Here is a 23,657-nt window from a genome sequence, read left to right on the forward strand (position 1 = left end):
AGGAGTTAGGATGAAAGTAGCTATTCTTATGGGTAGTGCATCGGATAAGGATAAGATGAAGGGTGCTGCAAAGGCGCTTTCTATGTTTGGTATTGAGTATGAGGCGCGTGTTTTGTCAGCACATAGGGTGCCGGAGCTACTAGAGAAGGAGCTCTTACGGATGGAGGCAGAGGGTGCGGAGTGTGTTATAGCAGGAGCGGGGCTTGCGGCACATCTTCCTGGGGTTGTTGCGTCCAAGACTGTGCTACCTGTAATAGGTGTACCTCTCAATGCGGCTCTCTCGGGACTGGATGCTCTTTTTTCTATTGTGCAGATGCCCAAGAATATCCCCGTGGCTGCTGTTGCGATTGATAGCTCTTTTAATGCAGGTATTCTGGCAGTAGAGATTCTTGCAGTAAAGTATCCTGAGCTTAAGAAAAAGCTTGTGGAATATAGAAAATCTCTCAAAAGAGAACTGGAAGAGAATAACAGTCCTTTGATTTTGGAGGGATAGTGAGCTTCTTTAATGATAAGATTAAGGATGAGTGCGGGGTTTTTGGAGTATTCAGCAGGAAGGCTATGCCTGTTGCTCATATAACTTATTATGGGATTTATTCTTTGCAGCATCGTGGTCAGGAAAGTGCAGGTATTGCCGTTGCTCATGATGATAATAAAATAGATGTCCATAAGGGGATGGGGCTTGTATCAGAAGTATTTGAAGAGAAGCATCTGGAAAAGATGACAGGTTATGCTGCAATTGGTCATGCCAGGTATTCCACTACAGGCTCAAGCAATATTGCCAATGCACAACCTCTTCTTGGTCAATCCATAATAGGTCCTATTGCTATTGCTCATAATGGTAATCTTATCAATGCGGATGTACTGCGTGAGCTTATGGAGGAAAGCGGAGCTGTTTTTCAGACTACAAATGATTCTGAGGTTGTACTCAATCTTGTATCAAGGCGAGCAAGAAAGGGGCTAGAAGATGCTCTTAAGAGCAGTATACAGGTGATACGGGGGTCCTATGCCATAGTTATGCTTACTCCCAATAGCCTTATAGGTGTAAGGGATCCTCACGGAATACGGCCTCTATGTATAGGTACTCTGGATGATGGCTATGTTCTTGCTTCCGAGAGTTGTGCTCTTGATGCGGTAGGAGCTAGTTTTTTGCGGGATGTGGAACCGGGAGAGATTGTAATTATAAATGACAAAGGGATAACAAGCATAAAGAGTGTAGAAAGAACTCATCTGTCCACATGTTCTTTTGAATATATTTATTTTTCTAGGCCGGATACTATTCTTGATGGTAGAAGTGTTTACATAACAAGAAAGGAAGCCGGCAGAATTCTATACAGAGAAAGTCCTGTTGATGCAGACCTTGTAAGCGGAGTTCCAGACTCAGGTATTGTTGCTGCAGAAGGCTGGTCAGAGGAGTCCGGTGTCCCATATGCTCAGACACTTATCAAGAACAAGTATGTGGGTCGTTCTTTTATAGCTCCGACACAGGAGCTAAGAGAAAAGGTTGTACACGTAAAACTAAATGTCTTAAGGCCCAATGTAGAGGGCAAGCGTATAGTTTTGATTGATGATTCCATAGTTAGAGGTACTACCAGCAGGAGGCTGGTAAGAATGTTAAAAGAGGCAGGGGCAAAAGAGGTGCATTTTAGGATTGCAGCACCGCCTGTTATGTATCCCTGTTACTTTGGCATAGATATTCCCACCAGAGCAGAGCTTATAGCAGTAGGAAAGTCTACTGATGAGGTGGCGGCAGCACTAGGTGCCGACTCTTTGGCATATATCAGCACAGAAGGGCTTCTTAAATCCATAGGCGGAGGGCATCCGTATTGTACTGGTTGTTTTACTGGGACATATCCTATGTCCGCCGCAATAGAAAAAGGAAAATATACAATGGAGTAAATCTCCTCATAGGAAGGATATATGAAAGAAAAAAAAGATTCTCTCACCTATAAGGCTGCAGGTGTAGATATAGAAGAAGGATATAAAACCGTCCAGAGCATAAAAAAAGAGGTTGAGAGTACATTTGACAGCAATGTCATGGATGGAATAGGCAGTTTTGCCGGTATGTATGCTCTTGCAGGCTACAGAGAGCCTGTTCTTGTCTCAGGTACGGATGGTGTTGGGACAAAGCTTGAGGTTGAGTTTGCAATGGACCGTTATGAAAATGCCGGTATAGACTGCGTTGCAATGTGCGTCAACGATATACTCTGCCATGGAGCAAAACCGCTTTTCTTTCTTGATTATCTTGCCTGTGGAAAGCTGGAGGCAGAAAAGGCGGCCAGGCTGGTAAAAGGCATTGCGGAAGGCTGCAGACAGGCAGATTGTTCTCTGATTGGCGGAGAGACAGCAGAGATGCCTGGATTCTATCCTCCTGGTAAATATGATATAGCAGGCTTTGCCGTAGGTGTCGTAGAAAAATCCACAATAATAAACGGAAGCAATATACAAGAAGGAGACCTTTTGATAGGGCTGGCATCAAGCGGTGTCCATAGCAATGGCTTTTCCCTTGTTAGAAAAGCGGTTACAAACTATGAGGAAAAATATAATGGGCATATTGCGGGAGAACTTCTTGTAACGCCTACAAAAATATATGTAAAACCCATTCTTGGTCTTCTTACAAAGCTGCCTGGTGCTGTTAAAGGTATGGCTCACATAACAGGAGGCGGTTTTAGAGAAAACATTCCCAGAATGTTTAGAGAAGATTTTACAGCGGTTATAAAAAAAGGAAGCTGGGAAATACTGCCAGTATTTAAATACCTAATGAGTAAAGGAATATCAGAAGAAGAGATGTACAACACCTTTAATATGGGTATAGGATTTGTCCTGACAATAACCCCAGAGGCAAAAGATGCGGTAATAAAATACATGGAAAACATTGGTATAAAAGCTACACAGATAGGTATTATAAAAAAAGGGAAAAAAGGCATATGTTTAGAATAGGCGTTCTGGTATCCGGAAGCGGAACCAATCTCCAATATATAATCGATACCATAAAACAAAACAAACTTGATATAAAAATAGAAAAAGTAATAAGTGACAGAGAAGCTTATGCCTTAGAGAGAGCGAAAAAAGCAAACATAAAAACTATTCTTGTTGACAGAAAAATCTATAAAAACAAACTTTCGGACAAAATACTGGAAGAACTGGGAGAAGACCTGGACTTGATAGTTCTTGCCGGCTTTTTGTCAATACTTAGAGGAAGAATACTTGAGGTATATAAAAATCGCATAATAAACATACACCCTTCCCTTATACCAAGTTTTTGCGGTGAGGGTATGTATGGTCTCAAGGTACATCAGGCAGCATTGGACTACGGCGTAAAGGTATCCGGCTGCACAGTACATATAGTAGACAGTGGAACTGATACAGGGCCCATAATCCTGCAAAAGACAGTACCAGTATATGCAGAAGACACTGCAGAAACCCTGCAAGAACGCATACATCAGCAGGAATATATTGCTCTAGAAGAAACAATAAGACTATTTGCAGAAAACAGGATAAAAATAGAGGAAAGGAAGGTGTATATAAAATGAAGATGATGATAATAGGAAGCGGTGGTAGAGAACATGCTCTTGCATGGAAATGTGCACAGTCCCCCAAAATACAAAAAATATACTGCTGCCCTGGTAATGGAGGAACTGCTACACTGGAAAAAGCAGAGAACATAGACATATCTGACTACCAAAAAATGGCGGACTTTGCAAAAGAAGAAGGGGTAGAACTAGTAATGGTAGGACCAGAAGCTCCCCTTGTAGAAGGGATATCGGATATATTCCAAAAAGAAAGAATACCTATCATAGGTCCAGTAAAAGAAGCCGCAATGCTGGAAGGAAGCAAAGCCTTTGCCAAAGAGTTTATGAAAAAATATAATGTTGCAACCGCAGATTACATAATAACTGACTCATATGACAAAGCAATGGACTTTGTAAGAACTGCTAACTATCCTCTGGTAATAAAAGCGGACGGACTTGCTGCAGGAAAAGGAGTTAGAATAATAGACAATCGTCAGGATGCAGAAAGAACCATAAAAGAGTACATGATAGAAAAAATATTCGGTGATGCGGGAACAAAAATAGTAATAGAAGAATACCTCACAGGCATAGAAGCCTCCATTCTGAGCATAACCGACGGCAGCACCATAATCCCGTTTATCTCAGCCCAGGACCATAAACCCATAGGAGAAGGAAACACAGGTGACAACACAGGCGGAATGGGCGTAATAGCACCCAACCCCGCAGTGGACAAAAAGGTCATGGCAGACTTTACAGAAAACATCATGAAACCCACCTTAGAAGGCATAAAAAAAGAGGGCTGGGACTTTAGAGGCATAATATTTTTTGGCATCATGATAACAAAAAAAGGTGCAAAATTACTCGAATATAATGTACGCTTTGGCGACCCTGAGACACAAGCGTTGCTGCCAATGCTCAAGACAGACCTTATAGATATCCTTACAGCCTGCTGGGAGAAAAAACTCCACACAATAGAACTGCAATGGAATGCACAACACTCTTGCTGCGTAGTTGCAGCATCTGGAGGCTATCCGGGCTCGTACAAAAAGGGCTATCCAATAGAAGGCCTAGAAAAAACAAAAAACACAATCTTCATAGCAGGCGCAAAAAAAGAAGGAGAAAAACTCATAACAAGCGGCGGCCGCGTACTTGCAGTATGTGCAACAGGCAGTACAAGAGAAGAAGCAAGAAAAAAAGCCTACTCAGACATGCAAAAAATACACTTTACAGACATATACTACAGAAAAGACATAGGCACAATACTACCCAAAACCAGTCAATAAACCGAACGTCGGGAGAGCGCCAGTTTGGAAAAACCCATCTGCATTGGCGCTCCCCCTCCTGCCTTCGGCATTCCTTTAGTGAGAAGACCTTAAAAAACTATCTATACTTTTTGCAGCACGGCGTCCTGCCCCCATAGCCTCTATGACAGTCGCAGCACCAGTTACGATATCTCCACCTGCAAAAATCCTAGGATGAGAAGTACAAAGATTATCATCTGCAACAATATTGCCCCTTGAGTTAACCTTTACCTCTGGCATAGTGGTTCTTATAAGAGGATGAGCTAGGTTTCCAAGTGCAAAGATAACAGCATCAAGCTCAAGCACATGCTCACTGCCCTTAACAAGCACAGGTCTTGCGCGGCCGCTCTCATCGGGTTCCCCCAGCTCATAAGATACACACTCTGCAGCAACAACCCTGCCATGTTCATCACCGATTATCCTAGAAATATTCTGCAAAAACAAAAACTCAATTCCCTCTTCCATCGCATGAATAACCTCTTCTCGCCTGGCAGGCATCTCTTTCTCTGTTCTGCGATAAACAACAAACACCTTATCCGCACCCAGCCTAAGCGCCATACGAGCTGCATCCATAGCAACATTACCACCACCTACAACAGCAACCCGCTTTGCAGGATAAACAGGAGTATCAGCTTTTTCTCTATCATAAGCCTTGAGAAGATTGGCACGTGTGAGATATTCATTAGCAGAAAAAACACCAACAAGATCCTCACCCTCAATCCCAGGAAATTTTGGAAGCCCGGCCCCTGCACCTATAAAAATAGCATCAAAACCATCCTCCTCAAGAAGTTGAGAAAGAGTACGGGTCTTACCAATCAGAAAATCATATACAAACCTGACACCCAATTGTTCTAGATGAGCAATCTCCTCCTTTACAAGAACTTTAGGAAGCCTAAACTCGGGTATACCATAGACCATAACACCGCCAGCCTTGGGAAAAGCATCAAAAACAGTAACTGCATGCCCAAGCCTTCTAAGCTCAACAGCAGCACTAAGACCCGCAGGACCACTGCCGACAACAGCAACATTAAAACCACTATCAGGAGCCACATCAGGAAGAGAATACTCACCACTAGTTCTCTCCCAGTCCGCAACAAAGCGCTCAAGCCTACCTATGGACACAGCCTTAAGAGGGTCTTTAAACACTTTACCAACAGTACAAGCAGCCTGACACTGTCTCTCCTGTGGACAAACCCTACCGCAAACAGAAGGAAGCAGATTTGTGCGCTTTATAACATCAACAGCAGCCTTAAAATCCCTCTTCTGTATCTCAGAAATAAAAGAAGGAATATCTATAGAAACAGGACAACCTTCTATGCATGGAGCATTCTTACAATCAAGACATCTGTTAGCCTCCACAACAGCCTGAGCTTCGGAATATCCCAAGGCAACCTCCTCAACAGAAGAACGCCTTTCCTCAGGCGCTCTCTCCGGCATTTTCTGCAGAGGAATCGCAAGCCTTTCTTTATTGGTAAGCTCCTTACCCTCTATATCAGCAAGGATATTCTTTGCAATAACATCAAGTTCATCCTGAGTAAAAAACTTCTCTGACATTACTACTCTCCCTCTCCTGGAACAATAGAATCTAGTCTGCACTGATGATCCTTTTCTTTTTCAATATCCTTATAAGCGCCAAGACGCTTAAACATAAGGTCAAAATCTACAAGATGTCCGTCAAACTCAGGCCCGTCCACACATACAAACTTAACCTCATCACCCACGCGCACTCTGCATCCACCGCACATACCAGTACCGTCGACCATAATCGTATTAAGCGAAACCACAGTAGGAATGGCATAAGGCCTTGTGGTCTCAGCACAGAACTTCATCATAATAGGAGGCCCAATGGCAACAACCTCATCCACTCCACCCTGCTCGCACAGCTCTTTTAAAGGCTCAGTAACAAGAGCCTTTCTACCGTAAGAACCGTCATCCGTACACACAATAAGCTTATCCGACACAGAAGACAACTCCTTTTCCATGATAACAAGCTCGCGGGAACGCGCACCTATTATGCTGATAACCTCAGCTCCAGTCTCCTTAAATGCACGCGCAATGGGAAATACTGGAGCAGCCCCTATACCGCCTCCAACACACACAACACGTCCACGCTTCTCAATATGCGTAGGATGCCCAAGAGGCCCCAACACATGGGCAACACCCTCTCCCACAGAAAGAGAACACAACATCCTACTCGTCTTTCCCACAACCTGCACAATCAAAGTAATAGTCCCCTCTGCCCTATCCACATCAGCAACACTTAGAGGTATTCTCTCACCAAACTCATCGTCAAGCTGAATCACAACAAACTGCCCTGGCTTATGAGAAGTTGCAACATGTGGCGCTTCCAAAACCAGTCGGAAAACATTCTCGGATAACCTGAGTTTTTCTCTTATCGCAAACACAAAACCCTCCAAAAAATAAAACACTGTACCACTTTGTGCAATATTATATATAAAAAAATTAATAAAGAAAAGTAGATACCATAAGATAATAAATTATCAAAACTTAGATCGAACGTCGTACCCGCACCATGTAAGGAATAAAATACAGCATGGTGCGGCCACTCCTGCCTTTGGCAAAATGCATTTTTCTTTCCGCCGGGAAGCAGCGTGAGATGCGAAAGCATCTCACGCGTTCGGTATAAAAATTATAAATGACACATCATATGCTTTATGTTAATCTTTTTACGTGAAACAGACGATTTTTCTGAGTTTTTGCGTATTCTATCTACTGGCCTGCTGTAGCGCCTACAAGCAAGATGATGCGGATTTTGCGACGGTAAACGATGTGCCGATACCACAAGAGATTGCAAAATGGGTAATGGCAGAAGAAGCCTATCAGGGAGAGATTCCGGACGAAAAAGGGCTCTGGAAACCCATACGTGAGATACTTTATGCAGTCCCTGTCTCTTTTACAGAAGGAATCACTGCCAATTTTACAGAGGAAGAAGCCTGGAAGCTGGCAATTCCGATTGAGGAACTCACAGCCCCATACGTTGCAGCACGGGTAGAGGGGAAACTGCCGGGAGAAGAAGATTATAAGTTAAAAAAATTGCTATGGATAGGACTTAAGAGAAATAAGGAGGAGTATAACCCTATTGCAGAGAAATGGTTTAAGAAACTGGGGTTTGAAACACTCAGGGTTGTATGGCTGGGGTTTACAGGCGATATAAGCCCTAGTGGAGAGATGGGCAGACTTTTTGATAGTGACGGAGGGATAACAAAGGTGCTGGATGGACTTGCATATTCTCTTGCAGAATTTGACTTTCTAGCTGGAAACTTGGAGGGAGCGGTTACACAGAGCAAAAAGGCTTATCCAAAAAAATATACATTTTCTGTATCAGAAGAAACCTTATCAGGATTGTCAGCCCTTGGTTTTGACTGGCTTAGCATTTCCAACAATCATAGCTGGGATTTTTATGCAGAAGGTTTTATAGAAACACTTGAGGCCCTAAGAAAATATGCTATAGACACCTCAGGTGCTGGGAAAAATATAAAAGACGCAAAAAGGTGGGCAGAATATACGCTGGGAAACAGCAAAATAAGGATAATAGGGGTCAGTGCCTACCTCAGGGAAAATAGCGGTTTTGACGGAAAAACTCTGACAATGGCAGGAGAGAGCAAGGCAGGAGTGATCTGGACAGACAGCGAAGCGATTGAAGATGCCATATCCCCACGAGAAGGACTGGATATTGTCTTTATACATGGCGGATTAGAATACACTGATAAGCCTCGTTCTGACTGGGTCAAGCTTTACAGGAGCATTATAGACAGGGGAGCGGATATTGTTATTGCTTCTCACCCGCATGTGATACAAGGTGCAGAAGCCTACAACGGAGGATACATTTTTTACTCCCTAGGCAACTTTCTTTTCCCTGACGATGTAGATGATATAAGAGCCTTTATGGGATTTATTCTTAAGCTTGGTATATATGACAATAAAGTCATAGCAGTAGATTGCATACCATTTATTAGTGACGGAATAAGCTTAAGTCCTGCTGGAGAAAAAATCGGTAAAGAAATCATAAAGAGATTTAAAACTTTATCAGAAGAATTATAAGCAAAAGTTTTGTAAACAGTCCTAGCACAACTTTAAAAACATTAGCTTTTACAGCCATAAATCCATAAAAAAAAGAGCTGCATTATAATAATGCAGCTCCGTGTCGTGCATGTTGTTTACTATCAGCCTACTCTATTGGCAGATAACTCTGGTTTTTTTTCTTCTTTTGCCTTATCGGAAAATATCAGTTTTTCTCCTCTAGTACTGACAAATATTTTTGACCCCGGAGCAAAACGCCTCTTTAAAATCTCAAGAGAAAGCGGGTCTTCAAGCTCTCTCTGTATGGTCCTTCTAAGAGGGCGCGCTCCATACTTAGGATCATAGCCCTTATCCAAGAGAAAATCACGTGCCTTTTTACTTATATCTATATCCATTCCCTGCTCACGCACACGAGAAAAAACCTCTTCCAGAAGAATTTTTAGTATGTTTGCAAGATCATCTCTGCTAAGACTCTTAAACACAACAGTCTCATCAATTCTGTTAAGAAACTCAGGACGGAAGAGTTTTCTAAGCTCATTTAGAGCAGATGACTGTATGTCTTTAAAATCTATTATACCTTCCTGAGTCTGAAACCCTACGGCAGATTCCCTCGTAATCTCTCTTGCTCCAACATTGGATGTCATAATAAGCACAGTATTGCGGAAAGACACCTTATGTCCCAGATTATCCTGCAGCTCTCCTTCTTCCAGTATCTGAAGAAGTATATTAAACACATCAGGATGAGCTTTTTCTATCTCGTCAAAAAGAATAACAGAGTACGGCCTGTGTCTTACCTTCTCTGTAAGCACACCACCTTCTTCATAACCAACATATCCTGGAGGTGCACCTACAAGTCTGGAAACATTATGTTTTTCCATAAAGTCGGACATATCCAACCTTATAAGAGCAGAGGTATCGCCAAAAAGGTATTCTGCAAGGGTCTTTGCAAGGAGAGTCTTACCCACTCCCGTAGGCCCCAAAAAGACAAAGGACCCCATAGGTCTGTTGGGAGAACTAAGTCCAGTACGCGCTCTTCTTATTGCAGATGCTATAACCTTTATAGCCGTGTCCTGACTTACAACTTTCCTGTGCAATTCCTCTTCTATGTGTAACAGCTTCTCGGATTCTGTCTGAGCTATTCTCACAAGAGGTATTCCCGTAATATCAGATACAACCTCCTGCACATCTTCCTGGTCAACAATATTCTGAGTTTTCTTTATCTCCATCTTCCAGGCAGTTCTCAGTCTTTCCTGCTCTTTCTTGAGTTGGTTTATCTGATCTCTTATTGCAGCAGCTCTTTCGTAGTTTTGAGTATTTACAAGCATTATTTTCTCAGAAGTAAGCTCATCAATACGTTTATCTATCTCCTCTATTTCTTTGGGCCTATTGAGAGTCTGTACATGTGTTCTAGAGCCAGCTTCATCCAGAAGGTCTATAGCCTTATCCGGAAGATGTCTATCTGTTATGTATCTGGATGACAATATTGCTGCAGCTTCAAGCGCCTTTTTTGTATATGTCACATTATGAAAGTCTTCATACCTTGATTTTATTCCTTCCAGTATACGTATACTCTCATCTACAGAAGGCTCCTTGACATACACAGGCTGAAAACGCCTTTCCAGAGCTGCATCCTTTTCTATATACTTTCTGTACTCATCTATAGTTGTAGCGCCTATACATTGCACTTCACCTCTGGAAAGCGCCGGTTTTAACATGTTGGAAGCATCAATAGCACCCTCTGCTCCACCTGCACCTATTATCGTGTGAAGCTCATCTATAAATAATATTACATTCTTTACAGCAGTTATTTCCTTCATCACCCTTTTTAAACGTTCTTCAAACTCTCCGCGATACTTTGTCCCTGCGACAAGAGCAGCCAAATCAAGAACAAGTATTCTCTTTTTTTCGAGTATTTCCGGTACTTCTCCGCGTACTATCCTCTGTGCCAGAGCTTCTACTATGGCTGTTTTTCCTACTCCGGGTTCTCCTATAAGCACAGGATTATTTTTTGTTCTTCTGGCAAGAACCTGTATAATTCTCCTGAGTTCTCGCTCGCGGCCTATCACAGGGTCAAGCTTATTTTGAGAAGCAAGCATGCTCAAATCACGGGAAAACTCATCAAGAAGAGGAGTGTTCTTTCTGTAAGCTCCAGCTCCAGAAAAAGCAGCCTTTTTGCTATCTTCCTGGCTTTTTTCTCCCCATCCTCCGTTATACACACTCTCCGAAGCTTTAAGCTCTGAAACAGCTTCTCGTATAGATTCCAGGTCCACACCTGCATGGGCAAAAAAGTTTATTGTAATGGAGCCTTTTTCTCTTACACAAGATATTAGTATATGCTCTGTTCCTATATACTCGTCTTCCATTTTTCTGGCTTCTTCCGCAGCATATTCCAAAACACGTCTAGTCCTCTGCGAAAGAGGTACATCTCCTAGAATAAAACCGCCCTCTCTCTTCTTTGTCATATTTTTTTCTATAAAGATCTGCAACTCTTCTGGATTAATTCTGAGTTTCTTTAGAGCCCTATAGGCCTTACCGCTTCCTTCTCTTATTATTGCGAGAAGAACATGCTCCGGTTCCAGCTCATCTGAGTGATATCTCTTTGCTTCGTCCTGGGCAAGAATCGTAAGTACTTTCTGTGCTCTCTGCGTAAGGTCTCTAAACATAATGTCCTCTTTTTCCTTATATCCTCGTCAATTGAGAGGATATCCAGCTTGCTCTTTCCCTCTCCTCTTCTTCACGTGAGAAGGAAAGTCTTTTCTCTTCCAGCCTTTCTCTTATATGTCCGGGCTGGCATTCTATATATAATCTTAAAAAGCTGTCCACATCAAAACCATCTATTAATGACCAGACAGCTCCTGTTCTAAGGGAGAGCAGAGCCTCGGTACATTCTCTGGAAGAAAGTCTCTCGCTATTCTTTAAAAACTCATAAGCCTCAAGGACTCTCTTCCTTGCATCTTCCCTTAGCCCCTTATGGGATAAAATATCCGTTTTTCTCTCCCTCTCATAATTTATTACTATATGATAGCACTCTTCAAGTCTTTTTATTATTTTTTCAGGTTTTTCGTCGTTAAATGGTTTTGTGGATAATATGGCAAGGCCCTGAGTAGCACAATCTCGCAGGGCTTTAACAGGTTCCAGAGAAAAACCAAATTCAGATACAATTTTTCTTATATAATCGTCATCCTGATTAGAAAGGGAAGCCGGTATATGCAATAACAATGTAACATTGATACCATTGCCAACATCCGTAAAATTTGCATTGAGATACCCAAGCTCCAAAGAAAAAGCAAAAGAAAGCTCCTTATCCAGTCGTCTATCAAGCTCTGCCATATGTGTCATGGCAGGACTCATAATCCTACCTTTGCTAAGATAGATAACCCTCAGATGATCGGAAACAAGCCCCAAACCAAAAATATTGGGAGAACTGGAAGTAAGCAAAAAAGAAGATTGATAGGTAAGCAAATCACCTCTGTCGACAACATTTTCTTCAACAAGCTTCTTTTTTAAAAGAGGTGGCATACTTCTAAACCTAAGTAAAGAAGCATTGGAGAATTGCTTTTTCCAAGCAGAAAGTATGATATCTTCCAAAGAGGCAATCTGGGTGGAGGCCAGTCCACCGACAAAAGGAAAATCTATTATATTTCTAGCTAACCTTATTCTTGTGGACACAACAACATCGTCGGATGGCAATTCTGTTGAGTACCATTTCTTCTGATGTATTGACATATCAGTCCTGACCAGATGATTCTTCTTCTATCTGTTTTAAGCGATCTCGTATTCTTGCAGCCTTCTCGTAATCTTCCGACATGAGAGCATGCTCAAGACTATGCTTTAACCTGACTCTGTCTATAAGAGCAGTCTTAAAACCGGCAAAACGAGGAGGTACATTGCCCTTATATCTATATCCTTCTTGGAAGTACTTTAATATCTCACTTCTAAAGGCATAATAACAATCGGGACAACCTGCACGATATCTAGCAGAGAACTCTTCATACGGCATACCGCAGGTAGGGCAATAAAGCCCCTCATACTCTATATCCGAGTCATCCACAGACATAGCTTCCTCATCAAAAATATCATCAAAACCTTCTTCTGTTAAAAAGGCCTGAAAAAATTCATCCATACTAAAATTGATCTCACCTCCAAAATTCTCGATCTCAAAACTCTCAGCACACTGAGCACATAGCTCTATCTCTTTGATGTTACCATCCACAATCTGTTGAATCCTTATAACAACTTCCGATTCGCCACAAATACTACATGCCATAAAAAGAAACTCCTAAAAGCAAAATCGTTGCTTAAGTTAATTGTAATACGAAAAGCGATAAAAGGAAATACGCTTTTTATTCCCTTCGTAAAATTTCAACTGGCTTTAATACCATGACTTTTTTTGCAGGAAAATAAGAAGATAAAAAAGATAACATAAAGCCGGATAATAAAATAACAAAAACACTTGTATAGTCAATATTTACAGGAATATAATCCAGATAAAAATCGGATGAGAAAAAATTGGATAATCTAACTTCCCTTCCCTGTAAAACAAAAAATAAAGTCGAGAAAAAATTTATAAGTTTCTGTATCATTACAAATATATTGTTTATATTTATGGATATAAAAAGGCCTATGAGAAGCCCTATACCAGCCCCAGCTACACCTATAAATATACCTGATAAAAAATAAGCTTTGGAAATATCAGCCGGATGAGTACCCATAACCTTTAACATTGAGATTTCTTCCGCTCGTTCAATAACCAGCATTGCAAGAGAAGAAGATATGCTTAGTGCAGCAATAATAGCAAGAAAAGCCATTATAAAGAGCAATATTGCCCGGCTTGTAGAAAAGGATATAAATTGAGCCTTTCCCAATTCTTTCCATGTCAAGACAAACCATCCTCTGCCAAGAAGCTTTGATACATTATCCTTTACTCTTTGCGTTATGTAAAAAGGATCATCAGTTTTTATACCCACTATTTGTCTGGAAGAATCTTTGTCAAAAAGCCTTACAGCTTTTTCATACGGAACATATATCCAAAGCTTATCAACATCCTGATATCCGGTAGAAATCACACCAACTACTCTAAAAATACTTATTCTAGGAAGAAGCTTATTTTTTCCAAACTTTCTAGTAGTAAGCAGCTTAAGATTGTCTCCTGTTGTTAATCCCAACTGACGTGCTACCTCAACACCTATCACCGCATTATTGCCAACAAGCTCAAAAGTACCGGATTCTATCCTTATAGCATCTTGCAACCCCTTATCGTTTTTATAAACATCATTTGGTATGCCCTTTACTGTAACACCAGTTCTCCCGTTTTCCGATAAAACCAATCCTACCCCGTCAATCTCAGGAAAAGCAAAAAAACCAGTATCGGACAACCTTTTTGCAGCAGATTCCATATCAGCAGAATCGGAAAAAGAAATAGCCTGCATGTGATAAGTTGTAGTCTCAATCAATTTTCCTGTTAATCCGTTTATCATCCCGTCGGAAATATAAAAAACTACAACAAAAGGGATAATACCTATAGCAATTGCGATAATAGAAGACCTTACTCTTCCAGCAAGCTTACCGGCATTAAAGAGGTTTTTCCAGGCAAGAAAAAGAACTTCTCTCATAATTGCTTAAGCCTTCCATTTTCAAGATGAAAATGACAATCCGCTCTATTTGCAAGACTCATATCATGAGTAACCATAACAAGAGTTACTCCCTCATCTCTTACAAGAGAAAAGAAAATATCTTCAACTGTTCTTGATGTTCTTTCATCCAGATTACCAGTGGGTTCGTCCGCAAGTATTATAGAAGGGTTGTTAACAAGTGCTCTTGCTATTGCTATTCTTTGTCTTTCTCCTCCAGACAGCTGATGTGGATAATGTGTCATTCTATCAGAGAGTCCCACCTTTTCTATCAGATATCTTGCCCTATCTTCTGAGTCTTTTTTTGATATTCCTGACATATAGGCCGGTAGAAAAACATTTTCAAGACTTGTGCATTCTCTAAGAAGATAATGCATTTGAAAGACAAATCCAAGATGATTTCTTCTGAATTCTGTAAGCTCCTCCTCTGATAAGTTTGATATATCCTGTCCAGAGATTTCTACCCGACCGCTATCCGGTTTATCAAGTCCCCCTATTATATGAAGAAGAGTACTCTTACCGGAGCCGCTTTCTCCTGTTATAACATAGACCCTGCCACTCTCCATGGATACAGAGATACTATCAAGAATTCTTATTATAGTTCCGCCAGAGGAATACTCTTTGACAATATCATTTGCAACAATAGAATTATTCATTTCTAAGGACCTCTGTAACTGTGTTTTTTTTCATAATATTCGATGCAGAAAAAGCAGCATATCCGGAAACAAAGCTGGCATAAAGAACAACAAAAAAAACCTCCAAGGTTTTGACCTTATACGGAATTCCAGAAATATAAAATGAAGTCGGAGAAAAAATACTTACTTTGGAAAACACTCTGTTTCCTCCGGTAATCTCTGCAATCCAATTAAAAAACTCAAAAACAGTGTTGACAGACAACTCGACAAGCTCAAAGATAACCCCCATATTCAAAGAGAGAAAATAACCCCATAAAACTCCTACAAATGAGCCCAAAACACCTATAATCAAACCTTCTAGCAGAAAAACAAACCGTACATCCCTTTCTCTTGCACCTATAGCCATAAGGAGTGCAAGTTCTCCCCTTCTCTCAAAAATAGAACGCCTAAAACTATGAATAAGATTCAAGCCTATGACAAGAAAAATGAATCCTACTAGCAGGACCAAGAATGTTTTTTCCATTCTTAGAGCGGAAAAAAGTGCTCTGTTATAATCAGAAAAAGAATGAGCATCGTATCCCTTTCTTCTTAATAAGTCAGCATAATGTTCTGAGTATGAGGAGTCAATAAGCTTTATTGCCGTAAAAACCTCTTCTGCATCAGAAAGATTAAGTGCATTATCAATAGACATAAAAACAAAAGAATTGTCTATTGCATAATTCCCTGTCCTAAACAGTCCAGCAATCCGGTAAGAAGAAGAAACCGGACTTATTATACCTATTTTATTAGGAACCATAGTTATAAATGTAATCTCATCTCCAGGCAAAAGCCCCATAGAGAAAGCAAGTTCTTTTCCTACTACTACAGAATTCCCATCCAGAGCAAACTTTCCATCATTGATCTCCAGTTGAGTAGCAAAACCCTTATCAATCTCCATAATATTATCAGGCAGTCCTCTCACTTCTGCAAAAAGAACATCCCCTGTTTCCTCTCCCACTAATAATCGAGTTTCCACAACAGGAAATATAGAAGAATGCGGTACAATCTCTCTTACAATATCTTCGTCAATATCATCATATACCCGTATATGAAAAGAAGAAACTTCTATAATAGGGTCTATGGTAAGCCCTTGGAAACCATTCATTACTGCTAGTACTGCAACAAGAGTAGCAACACTGACAGCAATTCCCAACCAAGATAGTAGAGAAGAAAAGCGAGTTTTCTTTCTCTGTCCTCTGGAAATATATATCCCAGAAAGAAGAAATATCCACCGCCATCTATGAGATAAGCTCTTTATCTTATTCAAAAACACACTCCATCCACAAAAATAAAAGAAAATCAATTATTCCGAAGAAAGTTCTTCTTTTGTTATTTCTCCGTCTTTATTATATTCTCTATATAATATAGTCCCATTCTCCAATATAATAATTTCCTTGGATAAAAGACCGTTGGAATACTCTCTTGTTACAATCAATCTGGAGTTTTCTGTAATCCTCTCTTCTTTCAAATCATCACCATCATAAACATATGTATAAACATTGATTTTACCAGGTTGGATAGCAATCTTTTTTACAAGTCTATTACCATCATATTCCATTTCTTCTTTTTTTACGGGAAAATCAGCTTGGTATTCCACAGAAGAAACAGGCTTCTCATCCGTAAAAAAAGTCTCTTCTCTTTTATCATCCGACGGCCATATCTTTATAGATTTTTTTAATTCTTTATTTTCATATTCATATGTCAGCATGGAATAAATGACACCATCTCTCCATTCTTCTCTTTCTAGCTCTCTTCCATCTTCTCTATATCGTATCAGAAGACCTGTATTGCCTTTTCCATGCCATTCTTCTACAAGCCTTCCTCCTATTTGAACATATCTGTGTTCTGAACCCCCGATATCATCAGTTATATAAGAAAGTCGCCCCTTGCTGTCATAGCTATACAGCAGAGAAAAATCCTTTTTTTTATCCGCACCCGTATATCTTGTCTTGGAGACAAGATGCGTACCTTTATATGCATATTCCCATATATAATCAATGGTGCCATCATGTTTAAAGAAGACCTCTTTTTCAAGTCTTCCGGTCTCAGAATAATAAGTTTCTGAGACCTTAACAGAAGGAGGAGAAAAATACGTTACAAGCCTTATGACTCCATTTTCATGTGATATCAGCCAACGTTTTACAGTCTCATTCTTTCGATATAATATTCTCTCTTCTATATTTTCTTTATGCTCTATAGAAAGAACATAATCAAACTCATCTCTCTCAAAATCAGAAATCTCTTTTATGACCTGTCCAGAGGCAACAGAACCATACCATGAGACCTGAGAATAGACAGCAAAAGGCAGAAAAAAAACAAATAGTACATATTTTCTCATTACTCTCCTACCAGACCTGAGATATAATAATTGCTGTCAAAAGGCAGAAAGTCATCAAGCTTTTCTCCAGTACCTATAAAAGCCACTGGAATATCGAGTTTTCTGCATATTGGAACAAGTATTCCACCCTTGGCAGAAGCATCAAACTTGGTAAGGATTATGGCATCAACTCCTATATCCTGATTAAAAGCTTCGGCCTGTCTAAATGCATTCTGTCCTGTTGTTGCATCTATAACCAGAAACTTTATATATCTTGCATCTGTGGCTTTTTTCCTGATTATTCTATCTATCTTGGAGAGCTCTTCCATAAGAGAAGTACGGTTATGAAATCTTCCTGCCGTATCTGCACATACGATTTTCTCCCCTCGGCTTAAAGCGCTCTCTATCGCATCAAATATAACAGCAGCAGGATCCGCTCCACTTTTTTGTGCAACAACCCTGAGTCCAAGTCGTTCCCCATGTATCTTAATCTGCTCTATAGCCCCGGCTCTAAAAGTATCTCCGGCAGCAAAAACAATGTCATTCCTCTTTTTTTCCTTTTGAAGATACCTGGCAAACCTTGCTATGCTGGTTGTTTTACCCGCACCGTTCACTCCCAGAAACAAAAATATCGAAAAATCGTCCTCTTTAATATTGAGCTCATATGTTTTTATATATGATAAAATCGTAGCACCTAGAAGTCTTATTACATCTTGCTGATTAAGCGGTTTTTCCTTTTTACTTCTTTTTCTAAGCTCATCTATCAGCTCAAAAGAAGTCTCAGCACCCAGATCAGCTTCTATTAGTAAATCTTCAAGAGATTCCCAAAAATCCTCATCAAATTTACCTCTGCCAAAGAGTCCTTTTAATTTATCACCAAACCAGGCCATCGTAACTCCTTAAAAAATAAATGAATAAAAGAAAACATCATAGCTTATCAAGCGATTTTAAATAATCATTAAGATTATAGACAGTCATAACAAAAAAAGCCGTATTTAGAAAGAGCCCTCCATAATACGCTCCTGCTGCATAATTCATTTTGGAGTAATAATCATCAGCATTGGAAGCAAGGGATTGATTTGCAGCATGATAGGCCGTATAGGAGTCCTCCCATAATCCATAGCTAATAACAGTAACAGGAAGCGATAAGAAAAAAAGGCCAAAGGACGTGTAAAACTTATTTCTTTTTTCTATAACCCTTTTTTGCCAATCTATATTGGGATTGGCAAAAGAGATATCAATTTTATCACCAAGATTTGCTGCAGATAAATATATACTGCTATAACCGTCTTTCCTAAGCTCTATTACAGAAGAAGAATATACATCCACATTACATGGCGTTTTACCATAGAAAATACCATCAACAAATACAGAGGCAGCTTCCGGATTGCTTACAATGCGTATCGTTCTCCGGCTCTCATCCTCTATAATAAGCTCAATGTCCGTATTCTCCCCTTCCTTTAGAACTACATCTCTCACAAGCCTTTTTTTGTTTCTTGCCTCAAGAGCAAGCCTGTGTTGACCGGGGATAAGAAAATAAAGATAAGCTTCTCCTATCCCCACAGCCTTATCATCAATATAGATTGCAGTGTTTTTGTCAGTTTTTATTCTTATTGATGCGGGAACAGCTCCCAAAAACACAGAAGCAATATCATAAGCAACATCATCCGCAAGATAATCAAGCTCCTCCAGTTTTTTTGCATACCTTTTAGAAAAAATATAGGAATCAAGGTAAAAATGGTATAGGCTTACATCTATGACAGCATATTGCTCATCAACCGTAATTTGACCGGAGATTAAGAAGACCACACCGTTATTTTCCATAGCTTTTCTTATGCCAGAAGAAGTATCCAGAAAAGGCAGAGAATCGTTATCTTTATATAAAACCATATTTACCTTATCTAGGTTAACATCCTGCAATAAATCAACATCTGTTATTTTTTTTCTTATCTCTTCTATCTCTCTGTTTTTCTTTACTCTATCGTTCCAGCGCGAAAAAAAATCAGAAGAAAAAAGAAGCTCATCCCTTTCTGCAAGCTTGGCATTGAGACTGTCGGAAAGCTTGTTTATTATCTCTTTTCTTTGATACTCGTTATAGGCCTTGATTTCTTCTTTAGAAAGAATATGCACGCCAATATCAGAAAGTTTTTCCATAACAAGCAAAGGGAAAGATGCCGATATGCTCACAGCAGAATCATTTTTTGCCGTAAATGGAGTGGCAGCAAATTTCCATTCTTTTGGTACAGGTATTTCCTCACAAAAAAGAAAAAAAGAGAAGCAGAAAATAATAAGTACATAAAAAAACTTTTTCATAAAACAAAATAATTATTACCAAAAAAGATACATATGTCCATAACACAGAAATACAAGACAAAAAATCAATAGCACAGAGCTTTTCTCATAGCAGAAACTATCCTTTCTTCCCTAAAGGGCTTGGTAACAAAATCCCTTGCACCCAACTGTATAGCTCTTACAATAAGGTCCTGCTCTCCAAGCCCAGAACACATGATAACGGATACGGAGGGACAGAGAGTTCTTATCCGCTCAAGCGCTCTTAGCCCATCTATAACAGGCATTGCAATATCAAGAAAAAGAAGATCCGGCAGTGTCTTTCTGCATAAAGACACTGCCTCAAGTCCGTTGGATGCCTCCCCGACAACAATATGCCCCTCTTTCTCTACTATCTGTCGGAGAATCAGCCTCATAAAAGCAAGGTCATCTGCTACAGCTATTCTTTTCTGCATAAACATTTCTTAAATTATTGTTTATTCTGCCAATTAAAAACAAGGTACGCCTCTATAAATTGGTCCAATTCACCATCCATAACAGCCTGGATATTACCTGTCTCTACTCTGGTTCTCAAATCTTTTACCATAGTATAGGGCTGAAAAACATAAGAACGTATCTGGTTTCCCCAAGAGATATCCTTCTTTTCTATTGCTTTTTCCTCTTGTTCCGCTTCTTTCTGAGCCCGCAGGTACTCGTATAACCTTGATTTTAGCATCTTCATGGCCATATCTCGGTTTTTATGCTGGCTTCGCTCGTTTTGGCACTGGACAACAATACCTGTAGGAATATGTGTAATTCTCACCGCGGACTCTGTTTTGTTAACATGCTGACCACCTGCTCCCTGAGCTCTATAAGTATCTATCCTTAGCTCATCCGGTTTTATATCTAGCTCTATATCATCATCCAAAACAGGAGAAACATAGACAGAAGCAAAAGATGTATGTCTTCTGCCACTGGAGTCAAAAGGAGAGATTCTCACCAGCCTGTGCACCCCTGCTTCTCCCTTGAGATAGCCAAAGGCATAATCTCCTTTTATCTCCATTGTAACGGACTTGATACCACCCTCAGCTTCCAGCATATCAATAATAGTAGAAGAGAAGCCTTTTTTTTCTATATATCGCAAATACATTCTAAGGAGCATGGATGCCCAATCACAAGCTTCCGTACCGCCGGCACCGGAATGTATTGTAAGATATGCATCCTTGGAATCATATTCGTCATCCAGCATTTCCTTGAGCCTGAGCTCACGATAAGATGCCTCACAACTTGCAAACATATTGGCTATCTCTGCCTCCTGGGATTCGTCCCCCTCTGCAAGTGCAAGCTCAAGAAGAGTCTCCAGGTCTTCTGCGGACTCCACAAGTTTTTCCCAAGCGACAAGCCTGTCTTTGAGCCTTCTGAGCTCGGAAGTTACGGTCTCTGCCTTTTTTCTGTCGTTCCACAGATTGGGGTCGGCTGTTTCTGCCTCAAGCTTAGAGATTTTGTCCCTTATATCCGATTCATCAAAGAAACCTCCAGGTTTCCATAATCTTTTCTTTGAGCTTGGCAATAGCCGGAGAAAGTTCCTGTAACATAAAACCTCCGCAAAAAAACTAATTCGCTAAAGAGTAAACAAAAAAAAGGAATCATTCAACACAATAAACCAAACGAGTGATCTATACCGAGGAAGAATAACAAGCAAAATAAAAATAGAGAAAAACAGGTAAAATAAACCATTTTCTTTTTTATTTTCTAGATTGAAAATAATTAAACTAACCTATACTTCTCCAGAAAAGGAAAAATTGAAAAAAGATACTGATTCTCCACTATATTACTATTTCAGGTAAGGTTTTGTAGATAAAAAGTTGAAAGTTGTCAAAGACAATTTTAGGAGGAGAATAGCAAATCCTTTTATCCATTGTTAGGTGTAGTTTTCACATTTTAAAATATCAACTGGGTAAAACACCCAAACTTGATAATAACCCCAAAGCACTCATTACTATTATCAATAAAACTAAGATGGTAGTCGAGATATTCCATACTTTAGTTGGTTTTTTATACCAAAAACAAATAAAAAATGAAAAAAGAAATGTGTATAACAAAGTTTCTGGTATTCCAAGTAAATGATATGGTATAGCTACTTTGGTATATACATATCCTTCAAATGACCCAAAAGTTGGTCCTATTGTTGAAAAGTAAGATAGACCTAAAATAAGTAGCCAAAGCTTAAGCCATCCATTTTTTGTATTAAAAAATATCTCCTGAAATGGGTATAGCACTATAGCAATAATTATGCCTCGAATAATTTGCAGCCCTGGACCTGCTGCAACCCAAGGAGAATTTATTGGTCGCATTATAGACATGACTTCTGCAGCAAATAGCTCTTTATAATTCATAAAAATCAATGCAAATATTCCAGCAAGAAAATATGCAATAGTGTGTATTGCAGTTACCCTCCATAAAAAAGTCGCAAATTTCTTTTTTTTATTCACAATGATTTCCTCCTCTTTTTTTATTTTATACGCAAATTACATATAACGTTTTGAATATGGTGCGTTGGGCATTTCAACGCATCAATGTTTCAGTTTACTACTATGTTTATTTATTGCTATTATCTTCATTTTTAGTACTATCTGCCAATGCACTATATTTTTTGTTGTTGTGTCGTTATTCTAGTAATTCTTTATATTCTACAAGCCAATTAATAAAATCTTGTTTGTTTTCTTTTTTCTTGCTAATCTCAACCAACGCAGTTGCAGCATCTTCTCTTTTTTTCCAATCATCGCTGGATGCAAGTTTTCTTATTTCAGGGAGAGCATCATGCAGAGAATGAATTCCCTTTTCAATTATATCCTTAACATCATCTATCATAGTCCTGCACCTTTGAGATATTTCAAATAAATATTTCTCACTCCTTTGTTTGTTTCTCTCTCCAGTATCCTCTTAAATTCTGGAACAAGTTCTTTCTGCATTTTTGAGCTGCTTTTTGCAATTTCAGTCAGAGCAAAAGCTGCACTCCACCTTACAACAGTACCTTTATCGTTTGTGTTTACCAAGAGTTTTGGGATAGCCTCTTCAATCTTATCTGGAAACATGGAAGCAACGTTCCCAATTATCCTGCAAGCTTCCCATTTTACTCTTGGAGCCTTATCATTTAAGTGAGCAATAACAAGATCAAGGCAATTTTTGGCAAATTCAGGGTATTCTTTGGTGACATATTCTATGGCTTCCATACAATTACCTTTTTCAGCAGTAGTGCCATTCTCAAAACATTGGATAAGTTCATCAATTGCCTTCTCATCCCTTTTTAATTCTTTAGCCAAAAGTTCAATTATTTCTTTTGGCTTTCTCTTGGATTTTAGTATTTCCGTTATTGTTGGCATTTTTTAACCTCCATAATTTACAATTATACCCTTATTTTTATATTTTCTGATACGGCGAAGGAGCGGAATGTCATATAACGTTTCCGGTGTTTGTGAAGTTTTGCGAAGCTAAATTTGGGGGAGCGAAGCTCCCCACAAACACCGTATTAGGCGATTGTTCTGCGCGGCGGCCTACTAAGATTTTACTTTATTTTTCCTTCGGGGCTTCAATTATCGGATCATCAATTATACGTAGATGTCTTACGTTTATTTTGTATGTTTCTTGCCAGAGTCCTTTAAGCGCTACGACATCCTTGTATAATTCGTCTGTACTTAAGAGAACACCTCTACGCCATGTTGAAGATTTAAGTTCTTCATCATTTTTAACTATATCTCCACCAGTATATAACACGACCATTCCAACCTGTAACTCTTCTTTCTTAGCGGGGTGTGATTTTAATATTACATCTTTTGTCCAGATCTTTGTTCCTTCTGCAACATCAGATGTTCCAACTAAAGACACAACCTGATATTCACCTTTTGTTTCGTCGCTTG

23 protein-coding genes are annotated in these 23,657 nt (G+C 39.6%); 6 read left to right on the forward strand and 17 right to left on the reverse strand.

What is annotated here, in order from left to right:
- The first annotated feature begins 10 nt into the window (after positions 1 to 10).
- Genes purE through purD form a run of 5 tightly spaced genes read left to right on the forward strand, consistent with a single transcriptional unit; the run spans position 11 to position 4,792 of the window.
- Positions 11 to 493, forward strand: a complete 483-nt coding sequence (purE, locus tag WKV44_10040) for a 5-(carboxyamino)imidazole ribonucleotide mutase (protein MEM5948879.1) — start codon at positions 11 to 13, stop codon at positions 491 to 493.
- Positions 493 to 1,896, forward strand: a complete 1,404-nt coding sequence (purF, locus tag WKV44_10045) for an amidophosphoribosyltransferase (protein MEM5948880.1) — start codon at positions 493 to 495, stop codon at positions 1,894 to 1,896. The genes purE and purF overlap by 1 nt, the downstream gene beginning before the upstream one ends.
- Positions 1,897 to 1,917: 21 nt before the next feature.
- A complete protein-coding gene (purM, locus tag WKV44_10050; GenBank protein ID MEM5948881.1) occupies positions 1,918 to 2,937 on the forward strand; it encodes a phosphoribosylformylglycinamidine cyclo-ligase in 1,020 nt (339 codons plus the stop codon).
- The gene (gene purN, locus WKV44_10055) at positions 2,925 to 3,530 is read left to right on the forward strand and encodes a phosphoribosylglycinamide formyltransferase (protein MEM5948882.1); all 606 of its coding nucleotides are present in this window, start codon (positions 2,925 to 2,927) and stop codon (positions 3,528 to 3,530) included. Before purM ends, purN begins: the two co-directional genes overlap by 13 nt.
- Positions 3,527 to 4,792, forward strand: coding sequence for a phosphoribosylamine--glycine ligase (purD, locus tag WKV44_10060; protein MEM5948883.1), 1,266 nt, complete (start codon positions 3,527 to 3,529; stop codon positions 4,790 to 4,792). Before purN ends, purD begins: the two co-directional genes overlap by 4 nt.
- A 75-nt stretch (positions 4,793 to 4,867) precedes the next feature.
- Here purD and gltA read toward each other — a convergent pair whose 3' ends face one another.
- Both gltA and WKV44_10070 read right to left on the reverse strand, forming a co-directional pair.
- Complete coding sequence (gene gltA, locus WKV44_10065) at positions 4,868 to 6,364, reverse strand: NADPH-dependent glutamate synthase (GenBank protein ID MEM5948884.1); 1,497 nt, start codon at positions 6,362 to 6,364, stop codon at positions 4,868 to 4,870.
- Between the two features lie 2 nt (positions 6,365 to 6,366).
- Entirely contained in the window at positions 6,367 to 7,215 is an 849-nt protein-coding gene (locus WKV44_10070) for a sulfide/dihydroorotate dehydrogenase-like FAD/NAD-binding protein (GenBank protein MEM5948885.1), read from the reverse strand.
- 286 nt (positions 7,216 to 7,501) lie between these two features.
- On the opposite strand from WKV44_10070, the gene WKV44_10075 reads away from it, so the two are divergent.
- Positions 7,502 to 8,872 carry a CapA family protein gene (locus WKV44_10075; protein ID MEM5948886.1) on the forward strand — a complete coding sequence of 457 codons (1,371 nt, stop codon included), beginning with the start codon at positions 7,502 to 7,504 and terminating at the stop codon, positions 8,870 to 8,872.
- Positions 8,873 to 8,994: 122 nt separating this feature from the next.
- Here the strand turns inward: WKV44_10075 and WKV44_10080 are convergent, their stop codons facing one another.
- The 15 genes from WKV44_10080 to WKV44_10150 all read right to left on the reverse strand — a co-directional run.
- Positions 8,995 to 11,514 carry an ATP-dependent Clp protease ATP-binding subunit gene (locus WKV44_10080; protein MEM5948887.1) on the reverse strand — a complete coding sequence of 840 codons (2,520 nt, stop codon included), beginning with the start codon at positions 11,512 to 11,514 and terminating at the stop codon, positions 8,995 to 8,997.
- 16 nt (positions 11,515 to 11,530) lie between these two features.
- Positions 11,531 to 12,577: a hypothetical protein gene (locus WKV44_10085; GenBank protein ID MEM5948888.1), complete on the reverse strand. Its 1,047-nt coding sequence runs from the start codon at positions 12,575 to 12,577 to the stop codon at positions 11,531 to 11,533.
- A 1-nt stretch (position 12,578) separates the two neighbouring features.
- Positions 12,579 to 13,118: a UvrB/UvrC motif-containing protein gene (locus WKV44_10090; protein ID MEM5948889.1), complete on the reverse strand. Its 540-nt coding sequence runs from the start codon at positions 13,116 to 13,118 to the stop codon at positions 12,579 to 12,581.
- 76 nt (positions 13,119 to 13,194) lie between these two features.
- A complete protein-coding gene (locus WKV44_10095; GenBank protein ID MEM5948890.1) occupies positions 13,195 to 14,463 on the reverse strand; it encodes an ABC transporter permease in 1,269 nt (422 codons plus the stop codon).
- Positions 14,460 to 15,137, reverse strand: coding sequence for an ABC transporter ATP-binding protein (locus tag WKV44_10100; protein MEM5948891.1), 678 nt, complete (start codon positions 15,135 to 15,137; stop codon positions 14,460 to 14,462). The genes WKV44_10095 and WKV44_10100 overlap by 4 nt, the downstream gene beginning before the upstream one ends.
- Positions 15,130 to 16,422 carry an ABC transporter permease gene (locus WKV44_10105; protein MEM5948892.1) on the reverse strand — a complete coding sequence of 431 codons (1,293 nt, stop codon included), beginning with the start codon at positions 16,420 to 16,422 and terminating at the stop codon, positions 15,130 to 15,132. The genes WKV44_10100 and WKV44_10105 overlap by 8 nt, the downstream gene beginning before the upstream one ends.
- Before the next feature lie 36 nt (positions 16,423 to 16,458).
- The gene (locus tag WKV44_10110; protein ID MEM5948893.1) at positions 16,459 to 17,493 is read right to left on the reverse strand and encodes a hypothetical protein; all 1,035 of its coding nucleotides are present in this window, start codon (positions 17,491 to 17,493) and stop codon (positions 16,459 to 16,461) included.
- The gene (ftsY, locus tag WKV44_10115; GenBank protein ID MEM5948894.1) at positions 17,493 to 18,362 is read right to left on the reverse strand and encodes a signal recognition particle-docking protein FtsY; all 870 of its coding nucleotides are present in this window, start codon (positions 18,360 to 18,362) and stop codon (positions 17,493 to 17,495) included. Before ftsY ends, WKV44_10110 begins: the two co-directional genes overlap by 1 nt.
- Positions 18,363 to 18,399: 37 nt before the next feature.
- Positions 18,400 to 19,785, reverse strand: coding sequence for a PEGA domain-containing protein (locus WKV44_10120; protein ID MEM5948895.1), 1,386 nt, complete (start codon positions 19,783 to 19,785; stop codon positions 18,400 to 18,402).
- Between the two features lie 65 nt (positions 19,786 to 19,850).
- Positions 19,851 to 20,216, reverse strand: coding sequence for a response regulator (locus tag WKV44_10125; protein ID MEM5948896.1), 366 nt, complete (start codon positions 20,214 to 20,216; stop codon positions 19,851 to 19,853).
- Between the two features lie 14 nt (positions 20,217 to 20,230).
- Positions 20,231 to 21,335, reverse strand: a protein-coding gene (gene prfB, locus WKV44_10130; protein MEM5948897.1) for a peptide chain release factor 2 whose coding sequence is annotated in 2 segments (ribosomal slippage) — positions 20,231 to 21,274 and positions 21,276 to 21,335 — 1,104 coding nt in all. Because the reading frame shifts where the segments join, the coding sequence is not laid out codon by codon here.
- Between the two features lie 354 nt (positions 21,336 to 21,689).
- Positions 21,690 to 22,232, reverse strand: coding sequence for a hypothetical protein (locus tag WKV44_10135; protein ID MEM5948898.1), 543 nt, complete (start codon positions 22,230 to 22,232; stop codon positions 21,690 to 21,692).
- Positions 22,233 to 22,407: 175 nt separating this feature from the next.
- A complete protein-coding gene (locus WKV44_10140) occupies positions 22,408 to 22,611 on the reverse strand; it encodes a hypothetical protein (GenBank protein ID MEM5948899.1) in 204 nt (67 codons plus the stop codon).
- Positions 22,608 to 23,123 carry a HEAT repeat domain-containing protein gene (locus WKV44_10145; protein ID MEM5948900.1) on the reverse strand — a complete coding sequence of 172 codons (516 nt, stop codon included), beginning with the start codon at positions 23,121 to 23,123 and terminating at the stop codon, positions 22,608 to 22,610. Before WKV44_10145 ends, WKV44_10140 begins: the two co-directional genes overlap by 4 nt.
- Positions 23,124 to 23,310: 187 nt before the next feature.
- On the reverse strand, positions 23,311 to 23,657 hold a 347-nt coding region (locus WKV44_10150; GenBank protein MEM5948901.1), incomplete at its 5' end, for a hypothetical protein.

This window comes from Spirochaetia bacterium 38H-sp (genome assembly GCA_039023545.1).
Taxonomy (GTDB): domain Bacteria; phylum Spirochaetota; class Spirochaetia; order Winmispirales; family Winmispiraceae; genus Rarispira; species Rarispira pelagica.

What these genes read in the sequence shown, in the direction of transcription:
- WKV44_10120 (MEM5948895.1), bottom strand. Translation starts at nt 19,785, where the DNA reads ATGAAAAAGTTTTTTTATGTACTTATTATTTTCTGCTTCTCTTTTTTT.
- ftsY (MEM5948894.1), bottom strand. Translation starts at nt 18,362, where the DNA reads ATGGCCTGGTTTGGTGATAAATTAAAAGGACTCTTTGGCAGAGGTAAA.
- gltA (MEM5948884.1), bottom strand. Translation starts at nt 6,364, where the DNA reads ATGTCAGAGAAGTTTTTTACTCAGGATGAACTTGATGTTATTGCAAAG.
- WKV44_10080 (MEM5948887.1), bottom strand. Translation starts at nt 11,514, where the DNA reads ATGTTTAGAGACCTTACGCAGAGAGCACAGAAAGTACTTACGATTCTT.
- WKV44_10145 (MEM5948900.1), bottom strand. Translation starts at nt 23,123, where the DNA reads ATGCCAACAATAACGGAAATACTAAAATCCAAGAGAAAGCCAAAAGAA.
- WKV44_10140 (MEM5948899.1), bottom strand. Translation starts at nt 22,611, where the DNA reads ATGATAGATGATGTTAAGGATATAATTGAAAAGGGAATTCATTCTCTG.
- purE (MEM5948879.1), top strand. Translation starts at nt 11, where the DNA reads ATGAAAGTAGCTATTCTTATGGGTAGTGCATCGGATAAGGATAAGATG.
- WKV44_10085 (MEM5948888.1), bottom strand. Translation starts at nt 12,577, where the DNA reads ATGTCAATACATCAGAAGAAATGGTACTCAACAGAATTGCCATCCGAC.
- purM (MEM5948881.1), top strand. Translation starts at nt 1,918, where the DNA reads ATGAAAGAAAAAAAAGATTCTCTCACCTATAAGGCTGCAGGTGTAGAT.
- WKV44_10090 (MEM5948889.1), bottom strand. Translation starts at nt 13,118, where the DNA reads ATGGCATGTAGTATTTGTGGCGAATCGGAAGTTGTTATAAGGATTCAA.
- WKV44_10095 (MEM5948890.1), bottom strand. Translation starts at nt 14,463, where the DNA reads ATGAGAGAAGTTCTTTTTCTTGCCTGGAAAAACCTCTTTAATGCCGGT.
- purD (MEM5948883.1), top strand. Translation starts at nt 3,527, where the DNA reads ATGAAGATGATGATAATAGGAAGCGGTGGTAGAGAACATGCTCTTGCA.
- WKV44_10110 (MEM5948893.1), bottom strand. Translation starts at nt 17,493, where the DNA reads ATGAGAAAATATGTACTATTTGTTTTTTTTCTGCCTTTTGCTGTCTAT.
- purN (MEM5948882.1), top strand. Translation starts at nt 2,925, where the DNA reads ATGTTTAGAATAGGCGTTCTGGTATCCGGAAGCGGAACCAATCTCCAA.
- WKV44_10125 (MEM5948896.1), bottom strand. Translation starts at nt 20,216, where the DNA reads ATGCAGAAAAGAATAGCTGTAGCAGATGACCTTGCTTTTATGAGGCTG.
- WKV44_10100 (MEM5948891.1), bottom strand. Translation starts at nt 15,137, where the DNA reads ATGAATAATTCTATTGTTGCAAATGATATTGTCAAAGAGTATTCCTCT.